The sequence below is a fragment of the Kibdelosporangium philippinense genome (assembly GCF_021390435.2).
Lineage (GTDB): Bacteria > Actinomycetota > Actinomycetes > Mycobacteriales > Pseudonocardiaceae > Kibdelosporangium > Kibdelosporangium philippinense.
Genome location: NZ_JAJVCN010000004.1, coordinates 173,733 through 188,988 on the forward strand (window position 1 = coordinate 173,733; position 15,256 = coordinate 188,988).

Below are 15,256 nucleotides of genomic sequence, written 5' to 3' on the forward strand. Positions count from 1 at the left end.
TTTCCCCTATCGATGCCTCGCGGCTGCCGCGACCGCCGCACTGGTGCCGAGGATCAGCACGACAGTGGTGATCGCCCACCGCCGCTTCTTGTCGGTGTCGGGTTTTCTCGGCCCCGCAACGGGTTTGGCTGACGGCGGCGGGGTATTGCGCGGCTTGGTCGTTGCCGGAGGCGGCGGCGGTGGTGGCGGCTGGATCACTTGCCGCACAGGCGGTGGCGGTGTCGTGGTCGTTGGCGGACGAGTTGGTCGCGGGGTGCTCGTCCGTGGCGGAACGGGCCGCTGGGTTGACGGCGGCGGAGGCGGTTGAGGTGGCGGAGCTGGTGGCTCCACAATCGGCGGTGGGGTCAGGCAACCGGCCGCGTCGGTCGTGTCGGCCGGTGCGAACGCCGCCACCTCGACCGCGTTTTTCGGTGCGTTCAACGGAATCCGGTAGAGCCTGCTCTTACCGTGCGACCGGTTGTTGATCGCGTACAGGACCCGGCCGGGCGCCATCAGCACCGCGCCGTACGTTCCGTACGGCAAGGCATGCGGCTTGGCGATCATCCGGACCTTCCCAGTCCGCGGATCGACGCTGACGACCATGCCGGTGCTCGTCACGCCGTACAGCAATGCGTCCGAGCCGAAATCCCAGTCGTCGACGTGCGCGAGCCACGACAACCACTTCGTTCGAGTGATCGTCAGGTAGGTCGGGCTGGCCGGGTCGATGTCCAACGACACCAGCTTCAACCCGTCGCGCAGGAACAACGTCGACCCCGAGACAGCGCCCGCGGTCGCGTCCCCGATGCCACGAACTTTGCCGCGGTCGACTGACGTGCCACCGCGATCGAGCGTCACCACGTGCGAGCGGGTCGAGACGCCGTACAACAGGTTCTGGCTTCGCGAGTACCCGATCGCGTTGAGCTCGTTGGAGAACTTGCGCAGTTCCGCCCCACGGCCCTCCGGTAACGATAGTCTGACCAAAGTGGACATTGAGCCGTGTTTCGGGGTGTACACCTCGAACGCGTCGCACTCGCCGTCGGCCGCGTGCGCGGAGCCGACCAGACCGCTTGCCACGGCAAGCGAAGCGGCCAACGCGAGACTGGGCAGACGACTGGGCAGACGCATCAGTTCAACCGGTCCAGCACGGCGGTGAACGCGTCCGGACCGACCGCCGCACCTCCGCTGAACGGGTTCTGCAACTGGTAGATCGCGAACAGCAGCAACGTGATCGCGGCCGCCAGCGTGCCCGAGATCAACGCGTGGGACAGCACTTTCGGCCCGCCGTGCAAGTAGATCAGGCCCATCACCATCACGCTGCCGAGCAGCAGGGCGAACCAGACCACCGAGCTCACGCCGCCGCTGCCGGCCGCGTCAAGCCGGGCCTGCCGTGCTTGGTAAACCTCCCACAACTGGTCTGTGGCAGCGGCTTTGCGGCTTTCCTGCCAGGTGTCGTCCGCCGATGTCGGCGCCTTGGCGATCGTGTCGCGCAACTGCTCGAGTTGCTGCCAGCCCGCGGTGGCCTCGACCGTGCCCTGGTCGCTCATCTGCGGCCATTCCTGGCTGACGACCGTGTTGGAGTAGTCCATGGTGATCTGGCGGACTTTGTCGCTCACTGGCTCCGGCAACGCGTCGGCCGACCAGGACACCGCGACCAGGTTGTTGGCTTCCCGCTGTGAGTCGCTCTGAGCCGCGCTCACCCCGTCGAATAAGGAAATCAGCACGAACGCTAGGAGGACCGCGTGTAAGCCCGCGACGATCGTGAACACCTGGCCGGCGACTTCGTTGTTGCCGCTCAACCCAACGGTCGCGGGTATCCGGTGGATCAGGACCGCGACCAGTGCGGCAGCCACACCCGCGCCGATGATCCAGAACGCGCCGCTCAGGTAGATACTCACGCCGGGGAAGGCTGATGCAACACACTGTGGCCGGACAAGACCTGCGCGTGATTACCACTCTTCGACCACTCCGGTTTCGCCGGTTCGGAGCAACGTCGATTAGATCGGCTGCTCCATCCGCGTGACCCCTACGGCCTTGAGCCACGCGAGAACCGCCGCGCGTCCAAGCGATTCACGGTCGTTGCCTAGCGCGCGCAACGTGGTTGTGCACAACTGGGCGTTCGAGATCGTCGACGCCCAGCGCTTGGCCACCTCGATCGGATGGACGAGGTCGTCGGAACAACCAGCGATACCCGTCGGCACGGTAATGCGCGTCAGGTCCGTCAACTCCGGCGCGGGCCGTGTCGCCGCCACGTCCAACGAGTCCGCCAATCCGGGCTCGGCGCGTCGCCACGCACGAGACAGTTCAGCCGTCAGCCACGGCTCGGCGTCGACAGTGGCCAGGGTCGCATCGAGACCGTGCTCACGGACGGCCTGCGCGCTCAGCCTCGCCGATACGGCAGCGGGCGCATCTCCCGGCGACCCATTCCACGCCGGGAGCGCGAGCAGTAGCCCGGCACACCGTCCTGGGTTCGCCAGCGCCCACTCCACCGCCAGATGCGCGCCAAGCGAGATACCGCCGGCGAGAACCGGCCTCTCCGCCATGTCATCCAATGCCCGCAGATGTGTTTCAGCCAGCGTTTTTCCGGGTACCGGCCGGGGCGCGACCAACTGAATACCGACAGTACGAAGCGGACCTTCGAACACTGACCGGACAAACAGCTCATCCGAGGCCGTACCCGGCAAAAGAATCGCGGTCTGAATCGTGTCCGTAAGGGAACGCCCAACCGACACCTGACGTTGGTGTACTGACACGGTTCGGGCCTCCTGCCTACGGTTACGCTTGATTGTGCACGGGTCGGAAGTCGGGGCCGATCCCACCAATGAGGAGCAGGCATGGGTGTCGACAAGGGGGACGGATATTTTCGCCGTCTTGTCCGCAAGCTGACCAGTGACGTAGAAGAGCTGGACGCCGATGACCTGTCCGCCAGCGTCGAGGCGAGCGGCGCGATGAAGGCGTGTGACTGCCGCTCCGGCCAGGAGGTCACGGTGCTCGGCAGGCTGCGCAGCGTCGAGCTCTCGCCTGGCGACGCGGTCGCCACGCTGGAGGCCGAGCTGTTCGACGGAACCGAGGGTGTGACATTAGTCTGGCTCGGCCGACGGCGGATTCCCGGTATCGAACCGGGCAGGACGGTGAAGGCGAAAGGCCGGATCGCGGTGCGGGACGGTCGCAAGGTCCTCTACAACCCCTACTACGAGCTGCAGACGACTACATGACTGAAGAGAAGCCCACGCCCGAGCAGGACACCACCGAGGCTGACCAGACCGAGAAGCCGATGCCGACGCTCTGGGAGCAGATGGGCGGGCTCGTCGGGTTCGTCTCGGCGTCCGTGCCGGTCGCGGTGTTCGTCATCGTCAACATCGCCACCAGCATGGGCCCGGCGATCTGGAGCGCGGTCGGCGCCGCGGTGCTGATCGCGGTGATCCGGATCATCCGCAAGGAACAGCTGATGCCCGCGATCTCGGGCATCTTCGGCGTGGCCATCGCCGCCTTCATCGCCTACCGGGTCGGTGAGGCCAAGGGCTTCTTCCTGTACGGGATCTGGGTCTCCGGCGCGCTCGGCTCCGCGTTCCTGATCTCGATGTTCGTCCGCTGGCCGCTGGTCGGTGTGATCTGGTCGACGCTCAACGGCCACGGCTTCGGCTGGCGTGCGGACAAGAAGTCCCGCATGTACTACGACATCGCGACCGCGGTGTGGACGCTGGTCTTCGCGTCCCGCGTCGTGGTGCAGCAGTGGCTGTACAACACCGACGAGACGACGCTGCTGGGCATCGCCCGGCTGGCCATGGGCTACCCGCTGACCATCATCGCCTTCCTCGTCGCGATCTGGGCGGTGCGCAAGGTGAACCACCGCGACAAGATCCGTGAGGAAGCGGCGAAGCAGGAAGCTGTGGTTGACGCCGAGATCGAGCGGGAACTACGCGCGAAGTACGACACCCCGGCCCAAGAGTCCCCCTAAGGTATTACGGGATTAATCGGAGCCTCGCCGGATGTGGCTGAGGCGGTGGTTCCGAGACGCTTGCTGGCATGAGGAGATCAGCCAGGAGAACCGTGGTGGGCCTGGTTGTCGCCGGGGGATTGCTCGCGTCCGGCGCCGCTGAGGCGAGCGCCGGTTTCGAGTACCAGAGCCTGGACGGCAGCGGCAACAACCGTGCCCATCCGGATTGGGGTAAGGCAGGCGGGGCCTATTCACGAGTGGGCCCCGCGCACTACACCGACGGCGTCGGAGCGCCGTTTTCCGGCCTGAATGCCCGCTACATCAGCAATCGCGTGTTCAACGACGCCGGGCAGCGGTTGTCGTCGCCGCGTGGGGTGAGCCAGTGGGCGACCACGTGGGGCCAGTTCGTCGATCACACCTTTGGTTTACGTGTCGGCGAACCCGGTGCGACCGCGAACTTTCCTTACGACAACAACGATCCGCTGGAAAGCTTCCGCAACGATTTCGGCATGGTCCCGTTCGGCCGAAGCAAGCCGATCGACGGTACCGGCGGGGACAAACCACGCGAACAGGTGAACGCGCTGGGGTCGTACATTGACGCGTTCGCTGTCTACGGAACACCCGATCGGCTGGAATGGATGCGCGAAGGGCCGGTCGACGACAACATGGCCAACAACAGCGCGAAGCTGTTGATGCCTGGGGGAAATCTGCCGCGACGAGACGCCCGCGGCGACATCCAAACCGCTCCAGGGGTGGATGAAGGCAACGGGCGCATGCGGGGCCGCGGCATGGTCGCCGGTGACGGACGGGCCAACGAGAACACGGGCTTGCTCGCCGTGCAGACGTTGTTCGCCCGTGAGCACAACAGGATCGTGGACCGGTTGCCGCAATCTCTACCCGAAGAGGTGAAGTTCCAGATCGCCCGGCGTGTGGTGATCGCAACGCAGCAATACATCACCTACACCGAATTCCTGCCAACGCTCGGCGTGCACCTCAAGCCGTACCGCGGATACCAGCCGGACGTGAACGCGACACTGGGCAATGAATTCGCCACCATCGGGTACCGCGGTGCGCACAGCATGATCCACGACGACATCCGGCTGAAGGTGCCCGTGTCCCGCTACACGCCAGCGCAGCTCGACCTGTTGCGCGCCAAGGGCGCTGTGGTGAAAGTCGTCGGCGACACCGTGGAGCTCACGATGTCCGCCGCCGAGGCGCCGTTCAACCCGGACTTGTTCGAGGAACTCCGTCTTGGACCAGTGCTGCAGGGGCTCGGCCGGTACCCAGCGGCCGCGTCGGACGAACAGATGGGGGAGTTGATCCGGAGCATTCCGTTCACCGCCCCGGGTGCGACGGCCATCTTCGACATCACCGCGGTGGACATCGAACGCGGCCGTGACCACGGTATGCCGACGTATCAGCAGATGCGTGCGCTCTATGGACTCTCGCCGAAGACGTCGTTCGCAGCGATCACAGGTGAAGCGTCCGAGTCGTTCCCCGCGGACCCGGAGCTCACACCAGGTAACGAAATCAACGACCCGGACTCATTGGATTTCATTCGGCTGCGTGACAAAAACGGCCGAGATGTCCCGGCTGGTAGCGAAGAGGCTGTGTCGGGAGAGCGCAGGACCACGACTGCCTCGCGCCTGAAGGCTTTGTACGGAGATGTTGCCAAGCTGGACGCCTTCGTCGGCATGGTCGCCGAACCCAAGGCACCCGGCCGTGAGTTCGGCGACCTGCAGACCGCGATCTGGCGCAAGCAGTTCGAGGACCTGCGTGACGGCGACAGGTTCTTCTACGGCAACGATCCCGTGCTCACCACGATCAAGCAGCGCTACGGGATCGACTACCGGCAGAACCTCGGCGACGTGATCGCACACAACACGGATGTGCCGCGCAATGTTCTGGCGGCCAACGTCTTCCGGGCCTCCTAAGCCCATCGGGGGAATTCGACCCTGACGAAAGCTGCTTCCGCCTGCCCGAGCATCGCTGCCACGCTCGGGCAGGCGGAAGTGTGCCTTGAGGAAGGGGATTTCTCTTGTCGACAAGACGGGCGATTGTCACTGTTGCCCTTGGTGTCGCGGTGAGCTTGGTCAGCGCACCGGCCGGTCAGGCGGAAGCGGCGTGTACCTGGACCAAGACCGCATGGGAAATGCCTGCCAACACGAACTACGGCTGGCTCGTCGGCACGAACGGCAAGTACGCGGTCGGCGGTACCGGATACTGGCAGGGCGGCCCGAACATCACCAATCGGCGTGGCGCGTTGTGGGAGAACGGAAAACTCGTCCTCCAGGGTGTCGAGAAGCCGAATCTCTACGATGTCAACGCTTCCGGCCTGGTCGTCGGCCAGGACATCATCGCCAGCAAGTGGGTGGGGGTCAAGGTCGCGCGTGATGGCAGTGCGACCGTGCTCCCATCGAACCCCGCGTGGGAGAGTTTTTCGGCTGACCTGGTCAACAATGCCGGTGACATCGTCGGAACCGCGGACGTCGGCACCAGGGAAACCGTGGTCGTGTGGCCGGCCAGCGCGCCGGGCACCTACCGCGAACTGTCCACGCCGGACGTCAGTTCGTTGACCCTCGTCGACGTCGACGAGCAGGGCCGGATCGTCGTGGACACCGACTCGAGTACCGGCGGTTTCGTCCGGGACACCGATGGCCAGTGGCGCAAGCTCGCTGCGCCTGGACCGGGTGGATACGGCACTCCGCAGGCGATCCGGGACGGCCGAGTGGTTGGTGACGTGCACGACAGCAACAGCTACGCTGCTGCCGAGTGGAACGCCCAGGGTGCCCTCGTCCGAACGATTCGCAATGGTGCCTTGTCAGCGAAGGCCATTGGCGGCAAGGGCACCGTGGGTGGCCAGAGGTACGTGGGCACGACAAGGCGGCCGGTTCTCTGGCGTGACGGCGTTGTCGTCGACCAGCTCGCCACCGTCTCGGAATTCTTCACGGTGCACGGCATCAGCGATGACGAACGCACCCTCGTCGGATCCGAGGGCATGCCCGCCCACTACACCTGCACGCTATAACAAGGTTTCCTGAGCCCAGGTTCTGAACGTGGCCGGTGACCGGCCGAGGACTCGCTCCACATGGTCGGTCACCACCGCGTTGCCGCCGTTGCGGACGATCTCGAAACCTTTGAGCATGAACTCGACGGATTCACTCGGCATCCCCTGCGCGAGCATCCCAGCGCGCGCTTGGTCAGGCGAGACATCGACTGTCTGCAACGGTTTTCCCAAGACATCGCTCAGAATTTCAACCTGTTGTGTGGTGTTCAAGAGCTCTGGACCAGTCAGCGTGTATGTCTGCTTGTCGTGGTCGTCGGTGAGCAGTGCTTGCGCGGCAACGGCCGCGATGTCCCTCGGGTTGACGACTCCGTTCTTGCCGTCGCCGTAGAAACTCGGGATCGGTTCGCCCGCTTCGATTTGTGGCAGCCACGCCAGGGCGTTCGACGCGAACGCGGTCGGCCGCAGGATCGTCCACATCAGATCGCTCGACCGCAGTGCCTGCTCACCAGGCAGATGCCAGGCGCTGGTGAGCTCGAAACCCGGCTCGCCGGTGTGGATCGCGGAGATCTTCACGACCTTGTGGACATTCTTGGCCTGTTCCAGCAACGCCAAGTCGTACTTCGCGACGGTATCGCCGGGTGGGGACAACAGGAACACGGTGTCGACGCCGTCGAGGGCTCTGGTCAGCGACTCGGTGTCCTCGAAGTCGAACCCCTGCCGCCGGGACATCTCCCTGACCGCCGCGCCACTGTCGATCAGCAACGGGACGAGGTGCCGGCCGATGGTGCCGGTCGCACCGGTAACGAGAATCATGCGTTCACGGTGTCAAGAAGTCCGATCAGGACATAGGAAGATTCGGCTAATGTCGATGGCGTGAAGCCCTGGGACATCCACTCGACGTGCAAGTTCTCCGGCGGAGAGGCGACGCGTACCCGTCTGCCGAGCACGAGCACGTCCTTGATCTTCGTGCAGCTGCCCAGCGGCGAGAGTCAATTGGTTGTGATGGGGCCACGCACACACGCGCTGTACTTCCCGTACAAGGACATCCCAGTGACGGTCAACGCCCAGTTCCACGCCGGTTGGGCGGGCGCGCTGCTCGGCGTGCCGGTCCAAGAACTGACCGATCGTGTGGTTCCCCTGCACGATCTGTGGGGTGCTGAAGGCAAACGTCTACACGAAGAGCTGGATTCCAACCCGCGCAATGCCGCCAATCGGATGGAAAACGCACTCGTTGCGCGAATGACTGACAATCCAGCCGGTGCGCTCGTACGCGAAGCCACGCGGTGGCTCGATCAGGAGAGGCTGCCGGAAACCGCGCGCCGCCTGAACATCAGCGAACGGCACCTGCGCACGGTGTTCACCGGATCGGTTGGTGTGTCACCAAAAAGGTTCGTTCAGGTGAACCGTGTCCGCAAGGTTCTGGCCAACGCCAGCGCCCACAAAGGCGCGCAGCTGGCTGCCGAAAGCGGCTACTACGACCAGTCTCATATGACCGCGGAGTTCCGCGCCACCATGGGCGTCCCGCTCAGCACGTACCTCGCCGGAGATCTGCCTGCGACGGCAACCTGCTGAGCCACCTCAGCCTGCTGACCACTCGCTGGCGAGCATGGCGTACACGACCTCGTCACTCCACTCGCCCTTGATGAACTCGTTCTCCCGGAAGTGCGCCTCCTGACGCATCCCGAGCTTGGCCAGCACGCGCGCGGACGCGGTGTTGCGGCCGTCGAGCCTGCCGATCACGCGGTGCGCTTTCAAGTCTTCGAACGCGATCCGCAACAACGGTCGCGACGCCTCGGTCGCGAAGCCGTGACCGTAGTGGTCGGGGTGCAGGACGTATCCGATCTCCGCCTGCTTGTGCTCGCCCGGCAGCGAGTTCAGCACGACGTCGCCGATCATCGCGCCGGTGTCCTTGCGCACGATCGCCAGTATCAGCGACTCGCCGGGTGCGGGCAGCTGGGACTTTTTGGCGATCCGCTCGTCCAGCATGGCTTGGACTTCCTCCCGGCCGAGCACCCCGGTGTAGAGGTACCGGGTCACCTCCGGCCGCGACCTGATGTCGTAGAGCTCGTCGAGGTCGGCCGGGTTGGACACCCGCAACCAGAGCCGGTCCGTCTCAATCTTGTCTGATGGGGCGAACACCCTCCCGACATTATCCGATCAAGAGCCCAGAGCTGTGCGAATTTCATGTTCGACGTTGGCGGCCGCCACGAACAACAGCTCGTCGCCCGGCTCGAAGGTGTCCTCCGGCTGCGGCACGATCACCCGGCCGCCGCGCAGGATGGTCACCAGAGCGGCGTCGCGTGGCAGGTTGATCTCCTGAACCGGCTTGCCCGCCAGCGGCGTGTCCTCCGGCAGGGTCATTTCCACGAGGTTGGCCTGGCCCTGACGCAGGGTCAGCAACTGCACGACGTCGCCGACGCTGACCGCCTCCTCGACCATGGCCGCGAGGATGCGCGGGGTGGATACCGCCACGTCGACGCCCCACGCCTCGGTGAACAGCCACTCGTTGGCTGGGTCGTTCACCCGCGCGACCACCCGGCGGACCGCGAACTCGGTCTTGGCCAGCAGCGACACCACGAGATTGACCTTGTCGTCGCCGGTCGCGGCGATGACCACGTCACACAGCTGCAGGCCAGCGTCCTCAAGGGACGACAACTCACACGCGTCAGCCAGCACCCACTCGGCCTGCTCGACCGTGTGCGGCTCGAAATGCGAGGCCTGCCGCTCGATCAGCATCACCTGGTGCCCGTTGGCCACGAGCTCGGCGGCGATGGACCGGCCGACGGCGCCTGCGCCCGCGATCGCGACCCGCATCAGTTCTCCTCCTCCGGTGGCTGCGCCGCCGCGTTGGTGATGTCGCTGACCGTGCCGGACAGCGCAGCGACATAAATCACGTCGTCAGCCTGAACGACCGTCTTGGCGTTGGGCAGCACGCCCGTGCCGAATCGCATGATGAACGCCACACGCGCGCCCGTGGCTTCCTCAAGGGCGCTCACGCGCTTGCCCGCCCACGACTCGTGCACAGGCAGCTGCAGCACCGCGACCTTGCCCGACGGCTCACGCCACGCCGACGCCACGCCGTCCGGTAGCAACGTTCGTAGGAAACGGTCTGTGGTCCACGGCACTGTCGCGACGGTCGGAATGCCCAGCCGCTCGTAGACGGCTGCCCGCTTCTCGTCGTAAATACGCGCCACGACGTGCTCGACGCCGAAAGTCTCCCTGGCGACCCTGGCGGAGATGATGTTCGAGTTGTCACCGCTGGACACGGCCGCGAACGCACCGGCCCGCTCGATCCCCGCCTTGATCAAAACGGTCCGGTCGAAGCCGATCCCGACCACCTGCGAGCCGTGAAAATCCTGGCTCAGCCTGCGGAAAGCCTGCACGTCCTTGTCGATGACGGCGACCGTGTGGCCAAGGCGCTCAAGCGCGGCCGCGAGCGACGACCCGACCCGGCCGCAGCCCATGATCACCACGTGCACGACCAGCCTCCTCGAAGATCTCTCGCATCGTCGGGCAAGAACCTACCGTCCGGTGCTCCACCTGGGTGACGGGAGGACATACTCTGTGATCCCGTGTCGAAGTTCTCAACCGCAGCGAAGCGCCTCGTCGTCGGCAGGCCCTTCCGCAGCGACAGCCTTGGCCACACGCTGCTGCCCAAACGGGTGGCGTTGCCCGTGTTCGCCTCGGACGCCCTGTCGAGCGTGGCGTACGCGCCACAGGAGATCTTTCTGACCCTCAGCATCGCCGGAATCGCCTCGTTCGCCTTCGCGCCGTGGATCGGTCTCGTCGTCATCATCGTGCTCCTGACGGTGGTCATGAGCTACCGCCAGAACGTGCACGCCTACCCCAGTGGTGGCGGTGACTACGAGGTCGCCACGGTCAACCTCGGGCCGAAGGCCGGCGTCACGGTCGCGAGTGCGTTGCTGGTGGACTACGTGCTGACGGTCGCTGTGTCCATTTCGTCCGCTGCGGACAACCTCGGCGCGCTCGTCCCGTGGATCCACGAGAACAACGTGCTGTTCGCCGTTGTCGCGATCGTGCTGCTGACCGCCGTGAACCTCAGAGGCATCCGGGAGTCCGGCACGGCCTTCGCCATCCCGACCTACGCGTTCATGGTCGGCATCTTCATGATGCTCGGCTGGGGCTTCTTCCGCACGCTGATACTCGGCGACGACGTCAAGGCCGCCAGCTCCGGGCTGGAACTGCACGCCGAGAACGACCACCTGGTCGGCTTCGCCCTAGTGTTCCTTGTCCTGCGGGCGTTCACACAGGGCTGCGCCGCGCTGACCGGTGTCGAGGCGATCAGCAACGGCGTGCCCGCCTTCCGCAAGCCCAAGTCCCGCAACGCGGCGACGACGCTGCTGATGCTCGGCACGATCGCGGTCACCATGTTCATGGGCGTGATCTTCCTCGCCCAGCTCACCGGCGTGGTACTCGCCGAACACCCGGAAACCCAGCTGGCCAACGCGCCGGCCGGCTACCAGCAGCAGACCGTGATCGCGCAGCTGTCCCAAGCGGTGTTCTCCGGTTTCGCGCCCGGCTACTTCTTCGTCATCGTGTTCACCGCGCTGATCCTGGTACTGGCCGCGAACACGGCGTTCAACGGATTCCCGGTGCTCGGCTCGATCCTGGCGCAGGACCGGTACCTGCCGCGCCAGCTGCACACCCGCGGCGACCGGCTGGCGTTCTCCAACGGCATTCTGTTCCTCGCGGGCTTCGCCATTCTGCTCGTCATCGCGTTTGACGCGGATCCAACGAAACTGATCCCGCTGTACACCGTGGGTGTGTTCGTTTCGTTCACACTGAGCCAAAGCGGGATGATCCGGCACTGGAACCGATTGCTGCGCACCGAGACCGACCTCGCGGCGCGCCGCAGGATGCGCCGGTCACAGGCGATCAACGCGTTCGGCCTCGCGATGACCGGGACCGTCCTCGTGATCGTGCTGATCACCAAATTCCTTGTCGGCGCGTGGATCGCGATCGCCGCGATGACGGCGATCTTCGCCCTGATGACCGGGATCAAGAAGCACTACGACCGGGTCGCCGACGAGCTGCGGGAGGCCGAGGACGATCGGCCGACCGTGATGCCGTCGCGCAACCACGCCATCGTGCTTGTGTCCAAACTGCACCTGCCGACCCGGCGTGCGCTGGCGTACGCCAAGGCCACCCGGCCGGACGTGCTCGAGGCGGTGACGGTCAATGTGGACGATCGGGACACCCGGATGCTCGTGAAGGACTGGGAAGCGAACGGATTCAAGATCCCGCTGAAGGTGATCGAGTCGCCGTACCGGGAGATCACCAAGCCCGTGCTGGACTACGTCAAGCGGATGCGCACCAAGAACCCGAGGGACGTGGTGACGGTGTTCATCCCGGAATACGTTGTCGGTAGGTGGTGGGAGCATTTCCTGCACAACCAAAGCGCGTTGCGGCTCAAGGGGCGGTTGCTGTTCCAGCCTGGCGTGATGGTCACCAGCGTGCCGTGGCAGCTGGCGTCCTCCGAGAAGGTGCACGACAAGGCCGTGATCGCGCCCGGATCAGTGCGGCGCGGACTACACGGCGAGGACCACAAGTGACCGCTCAGGAAAAAGTGAACTGGAAGGGCCGCAGGCTCGACGTCGAAGTCGGGCCGGTAGCCCACGGCGGGCACTGCGTAGCCAGGTACGAAGGGCGTGTTCTCTTTGTGCGCCATGCGTTGCCGGGCGAGCGCGTGACGGCGGAGGTGACCGAGGACAAAGGCGGTTCGTTCTGCCGTGCGGACGCCGTGGAAATCCTCACAGCATCACCTGATCGGGTAGAACCGCCGTGCCCGCTGTCCGGGCCAGGAGCCTGCGGAGGCTGCGACTGGCAGCACGCTTCCGGTGAAGCGCAACGGAAACTGAAAGCCGCGGTGGTCTCGGAACACCTCACCAAGGCCACCAACCGGGAAATCCCGATCGTCGTCGAAGAACTGACCGGCGGGCTGCTGGGCTGGCGCACCCGTGTGCGAATGGCGGTCGGCTACGACCAGCTGCCCGGTTTCCACCCGCACCGAAGCCACGCCGTGATCCCCGTCGGGCACTGCCCGATCACGGTGCCCGGCCTGGTCGAATCGGTGGCGGGCCAGGAGTTCGTGAAAGACAGCGAACTCGAACTGGTCCGTGACGGCAGCGGAAGGATTCACGCAAGGCAGCTCAAGCTGATGCGCGGATACCGAGGCCGGATGCACTGGCAGCGCACGCCGATAGCCGGAGACGCGGACGCCGCGGTCGAATTCGCCGCCGGGCGCCACTGGGAAATGAACGCGTACAACTTCTGGCAGGTCCACCCAGCGGCAGCGGACACCCTCGCCGCCGTGGTGGGGGAGTGGGCGAAGGCCTCGCCGGGCGCGTGCGCCTGGGATTTGTACAGCGGCGTGGGGATTTTCGCTTCGGTGCTGGCCGACCAAGTCGGCCCGCACGGCACGGTGCTGGCCGTCGAGCAGGCCGGACAGTCCTCATCGGACTCGGCAAGACTGTTGGCGGACCTGCCGCAAGTCCAGTACCTGTCCAGGAAGGTCGAAGTAGCGTTGCGCGAAGGCCTTCTCGACGAGACCAAACCCGAGGTGGTCGTCCTCGACCCGCCCCGGAAGGGAGCCGGGCACGAGGTCGTCGACCACATCGCCGGACTGAAGCCCGCCCGCGTGGTCTACGTGGCCTGTGACCCGGCAGCACTAGGCCGGGACGTCGCCCGGTTCATGCTGCACGGGTACAAGCTGGATCAGGTGCGCGCGTTCGACGCGTTCCCCATGACCCACCACGTCGAGGCGGTGGTCCTGCTCATTCCGGGCGACTGAACCAGTACTGCGGCCCCGGCCGCAGGTTCTGGTAGACGTGCTTGGCCTCCTGGTACTCGGCCAGCCCCGCGCGGCCGAGTTCCCGGCCGACGCCGGAACGCTTGAACCCGCCCCATTCCGCCTGCGGCAGATATGGGTGGTAGTCGTTGATCCAGATCGTGCCGTGCCGCAACCGCGACGCCACACGCTGCGCCTTGTCACCGTCCTGAGTGAACACACCACCGGCCAAGCCGTAGTGCGTGTCGTTGGCGATACGGATCGCGTCGTCCTCGTCAGTGAAGCGCTCGACCGTCAGCACCGGGCCGAACGCTTCCTCGCGCACCGCGTAACTGCCCTGCTTGACGTCGGTGAGGATCGTGGGCAGGTAGTAGAAGCCTTCCTTGAGGCGCTCGTCCTCCGGACGCCAACCGCCAGTGCGCAGGGTCGCGCCCTCGGTCATTGCGGCGGCGACGTAGTGCTCGATCTTCTCCAGGTGCGCGGCGGAGATCAGCGGGCCCGTCTCGGCCTCCGGATCGAACGGCCCGCCCAACCGGATCCGTTCGGTCCTGCGGACAATCTCGTCGACGAACTCGTCATGCAGCTCGTTCTGCACGATCAACCGCGCACCTGCCGAGCACACCTGACCCGAGTGCAGGAAGACAGCGGTGATGGCGTAGTCGACAGCGGTCTCGAAATCGGCGTCCGCGAACACGATATTCGGGTTCTTGCCGCCCAGCTCCAACGCGACTTTCTTGACCGTGGCGGCAGCCGCGGCAGCGATTCGGGTCCCAGTCGTCAGCCCACCGGTGAACGACACAAGGTCAACGTCCGGATGTTCGGCAAGCGGCGCCCCAGCCTGCGCCCCAGCACCCAGCACAAGGTTGGCGACACCGTCCGGCAAACCGGCTTCCTGCAACGTCCGCATCAGCAAGATCGCGGTGCTCGGCGTGAGCTCACTCGGCTTGAGCACGAACGTGTTGCCAGCCGCGAGCGCGGGCGCGACCTTCCAGACTGCCTGGAGGAGCGGGTAATTCCACGGAGTGATCAGTCCGCACACGCCAACCGGCTCGTACACGATCTTGCTGGCGATGTTCGGGTTACCGGCGTCGACGATCCGCCCGGACTCACTGGCCGCGAGCTTGCCGAAGTAACGCAAGCAGGAGACGACATCGGCCATGTCGTACTCGCTCTCAACCAAGCGCTTGCCTGTATCAAGCGACTCGGCGCGGGCATAAGCGTCCTTGTCCCGGCTGATCAGATCGGCGACGCGGAGCAGCAGATCGCCACGTTCACTTGCCGGAGTACCAGGCCACGGGCCACTGTCGAACGCACGCCGTGCCGCGTCGATCGCTGCCTCGGTATCGGTGCCGTCCGCCTCGTCGACTGTGGCAACCAACGACCCGTCAGCAGGGCACCGGATCTCCCGCGTCGCGCCGGCGAGCGCGGAAACCCACTCCCCGCCAATGAACAGCTCGGCCATGCAGAACTCCGATCTTGATCTCGCAGTGAATCCACCCTACGGGGTCTGCCTGCGATTCCCAGAAAC

Annotated in this window: 15 protein-coding genes; 7 read left to right on the top strand and 8 right to left on the bottom strand. The window is 65.4% G+C overall.

What is annotated here, in order from left to right:
- Positions 1 to 6: 6 nt before the first annotated feature.
- The 3 genes from LWC34_RS43710 to LWC34_RS43720 all read right to left on the bottom strand — a co-directional run bounded on the left by LWC34_RS43710 (position 7) and on the right by LWC34_RS43720 (position 2,519).
- Positions 7 to 1,104: a DUF6923 family protein gene (locus LWC34_RS43710; RefSeq protein ID WP_233731199.1), complete on the bottom strand. Its 1,098-nt coding sequence runs from the start codon at positions 1,102 to 1,104 to the stop codon at positions 7 to 9.
- Positions 1,104 to 1,874: a bestrophin-like domain gene (locus LWC34_RS43715; protein ID WP_233731200.1), complete on the bottom strand. Its 771-nt coding sequence runs from the start codon at positions 1,872 to 1,874 to the stop codon at positions 1,104 to 1,106. The genes LWC34_RS43710 and LWC34_RS43715 overlap by 1 nt, the downstream gene beginning before the upstream one ends.
- 99 nt (positions 1,875 to 1,973) lie before the next feature.
- Positions 1,974 to 2,519 carry an alpha/beta fold hydrolase gene (locus tag LWC34_RS43720; protein WP_308200224.1) on the bottom strand — a complete coding sequence of 182 codons (546 nt, stop codon included), beginning with the start codon at positions 2,517 to 2,519 and terminating at the stop codon, positions 1,974 to 1,976.
- 291 nt (positions 2,520 to 2,810) lie between these two features.
- Between LWC34_RS43720 and LWC34_RS43725 the strand changes: the two genes are divergently transcribed.
- The 4 genes from LWC34_RS43725 to LWC34_RS43740 all read left to right on the top strand — a co-directional run bounded on the left by LWC34_RS43725 (position 2,811) and on the right by LWC34_RS43740 (position 6,941).
- Complete coding sequence (locus LWC34_RS43725; RefSeq protein ID WP_233731201.1) at positions 2,811 to 3,191, top strand: OB-fold nucleic acid binding domain-containing protein; 381 nt, start codon at positions 2,811 to 2,813, stop codon at positions 3,189 to 3,191.
- Complete coding sequence (locus tag LWC34_RS43730; RefSeq protein ID WP_233731202.1) at positions 3,188 to 3,934, top strand: DUF3159 domain-containing protein; 747 nt, start codon at positions 3,188 to 3,190, stop codon at positions 3,932 to 3,934. Before LWC34_RS43725 ends, LWC34_RS43730 begins: the two co-directional genes overlap by 4 nt.
- 68 nt (positions 3,935 to 4,002) lie before the next feature.
- Positions 4,003 to 5,847 (top strand): peroxidase family protein, encoded by a 1,845-nt coding sequence (locus LWC34_RS43735; protein ID WP_233731203.1) that lies wholly within the window; start codon positions 4,003 to 4,005, stop codon positions 5,845 to 5,847.
- Positions 5,848 to 5,951: 104 nt separating this feature from the next.
- Positions 5,952 to 6,941, top strand: a complete 990-nt coding sequence (locus tag LWC34_RS43740) for a hypothetical protein (RefSeq protein ID WP_233731204.1) — start codon at positions 5,952 to 5,954, stop codon at positions 6,939 to 6,941.
- Here the strand turns inward: LWC34_RS43740 and LWC34_RS43745 are convergent.
- Complete coding sequence (locus LWC34_RS43745; protein WP_233731205.1) at positions 6,936 to 7,733, bottom strand: SDR family oxidoreductase; 798 nt, start codon at positions 7,731 to 7,733, stop codon at positions 6,936 to 6,938. The genes LWC34_RS43740 and LWC34_RS43745 overlap by 6 nt on opposite strands.
- 60 nt (positions 7,734 to 7,793) lie before the next feature.
- Here LWC34_RS43745 and LWC34_RS58365 point away from each other — a divergent pair, with 60 nt between their 5' ends.
- A complete protein-coding gene (locus tag LWC34_RS58365; RefSeq protein WP_233731206.1) occupies positions 7,794 to 8,492 on the top strand; it encodes an AraC family transcriptional regulator in 699 nt (232 codons plus the stop codon).
- Positions 8,493 to 8,498: 6 nt separating this feature from the next.
- Here LWC34_RS58365 and LWC34_RS43755 read toward each other — a convergent pair whose 3' ends face one another.
- The 3 genes from LWC34_RS43755 to LWC34_RS43765 are packed head-to-tail and all read right to left on the bottom strand — an operon-like array spanning position 8,499 to position 10,399.
- Positions 8,499 to 9,059 (bottom strand): GNAT family N-acetyltransferase, encoded by a 561-nt coding sequence (locus tag LWC34_RS43755; protein ID WP_233731207.1) that lies wholly within the window; start codon positions 9,057 to 9,059, stop codon positions 8,499 to 8,501.
- 18 nt (positions 9,060 to 9,077) lie between these two features.
- Positions 9,078 to 9,734 carry a potassium channel family protein gene (locus LWC34_RS43760; RefSeq protein ID WP_233731208.1) on the bottom strand — a complete coding sequence of 219 codons (657 nt, stop codon included), beginning with the start codon at positions 9,732 to 9,734 and terminating at the stop codon, positions 9,078 to 9,080.
- Positions 9,734 to 10,399 carry a potassium channel family protein gene (locus LWC34_RS43765; RefSeq protein WP_233731209.1) on the bottom strand — a complete coding sequence of 222 codons (666 nt, stop codon included), beginning with the start codon at positions 10,397 to 10,399 and terminating at the stop codon, positions 9,734 to 9,736. The genes LWC34_RS43760 and LWC34_RS43765 overlap by 1 nt, the downstream gene beginning before the upstream one ends.
- Positions 10,400 to 10,492: 93 nt before the next feature.
- Between LWC34_RS43765 and LWC34_RS43770 the strand changes: the two genes are divergently transcribed.
- Both LWC34_RS43770 and LWC34_RS43775 read left to right on the top strand, forming a co-directional pair.
- Complete coding sequence (locus LWC34_RS43770) at positions 10,493 to 12,493, top strand: APC family permease (protein WP_233731210.1); 2,001 nt, start codon at positions 10,493 to 10,495, stop codon at positions 12,491 to 12,493.
- Positions 12,490 to 13,731 carry a class I SAM-dependent RNA methyltransferase gene (locus tag LWC34_RS43775; RefSeq protein WP_233731211.1) on the top strand — a complete coding sequence of 414 codons (1,242 nt, stop codon included), beginning with the start codon at positions 12,490 to 12,492 and terminating at the stop codon, positions 13,729 to 13,731. The genes LWC34_RS43770 and LWC34_RS43775 overlap by 4 nt, the downstream gene beginning before the upstream one ends.
- On the opposite strand, the gene LWC34_RS43780 is transcribed toward LWC34_RS43775, so the two are convergent.
- A complete protein-coding gene (locus LWC34_RS43780) occupies positions 13,715 to 15,190 on the bottom strand; it encodes an aldehyde dehydrogenase family protein (RefSeq protein WP_233731212.1) in 1,476 nt (491 codons plus the stop codon). The two genes, LWC34_RS43775 and LWC34_RS43780, sit on opposite strands and share 17 nt — an antisense overlap.
- Positions 15,191 to 15,256 lie beyond the last annotated feature (66 nt).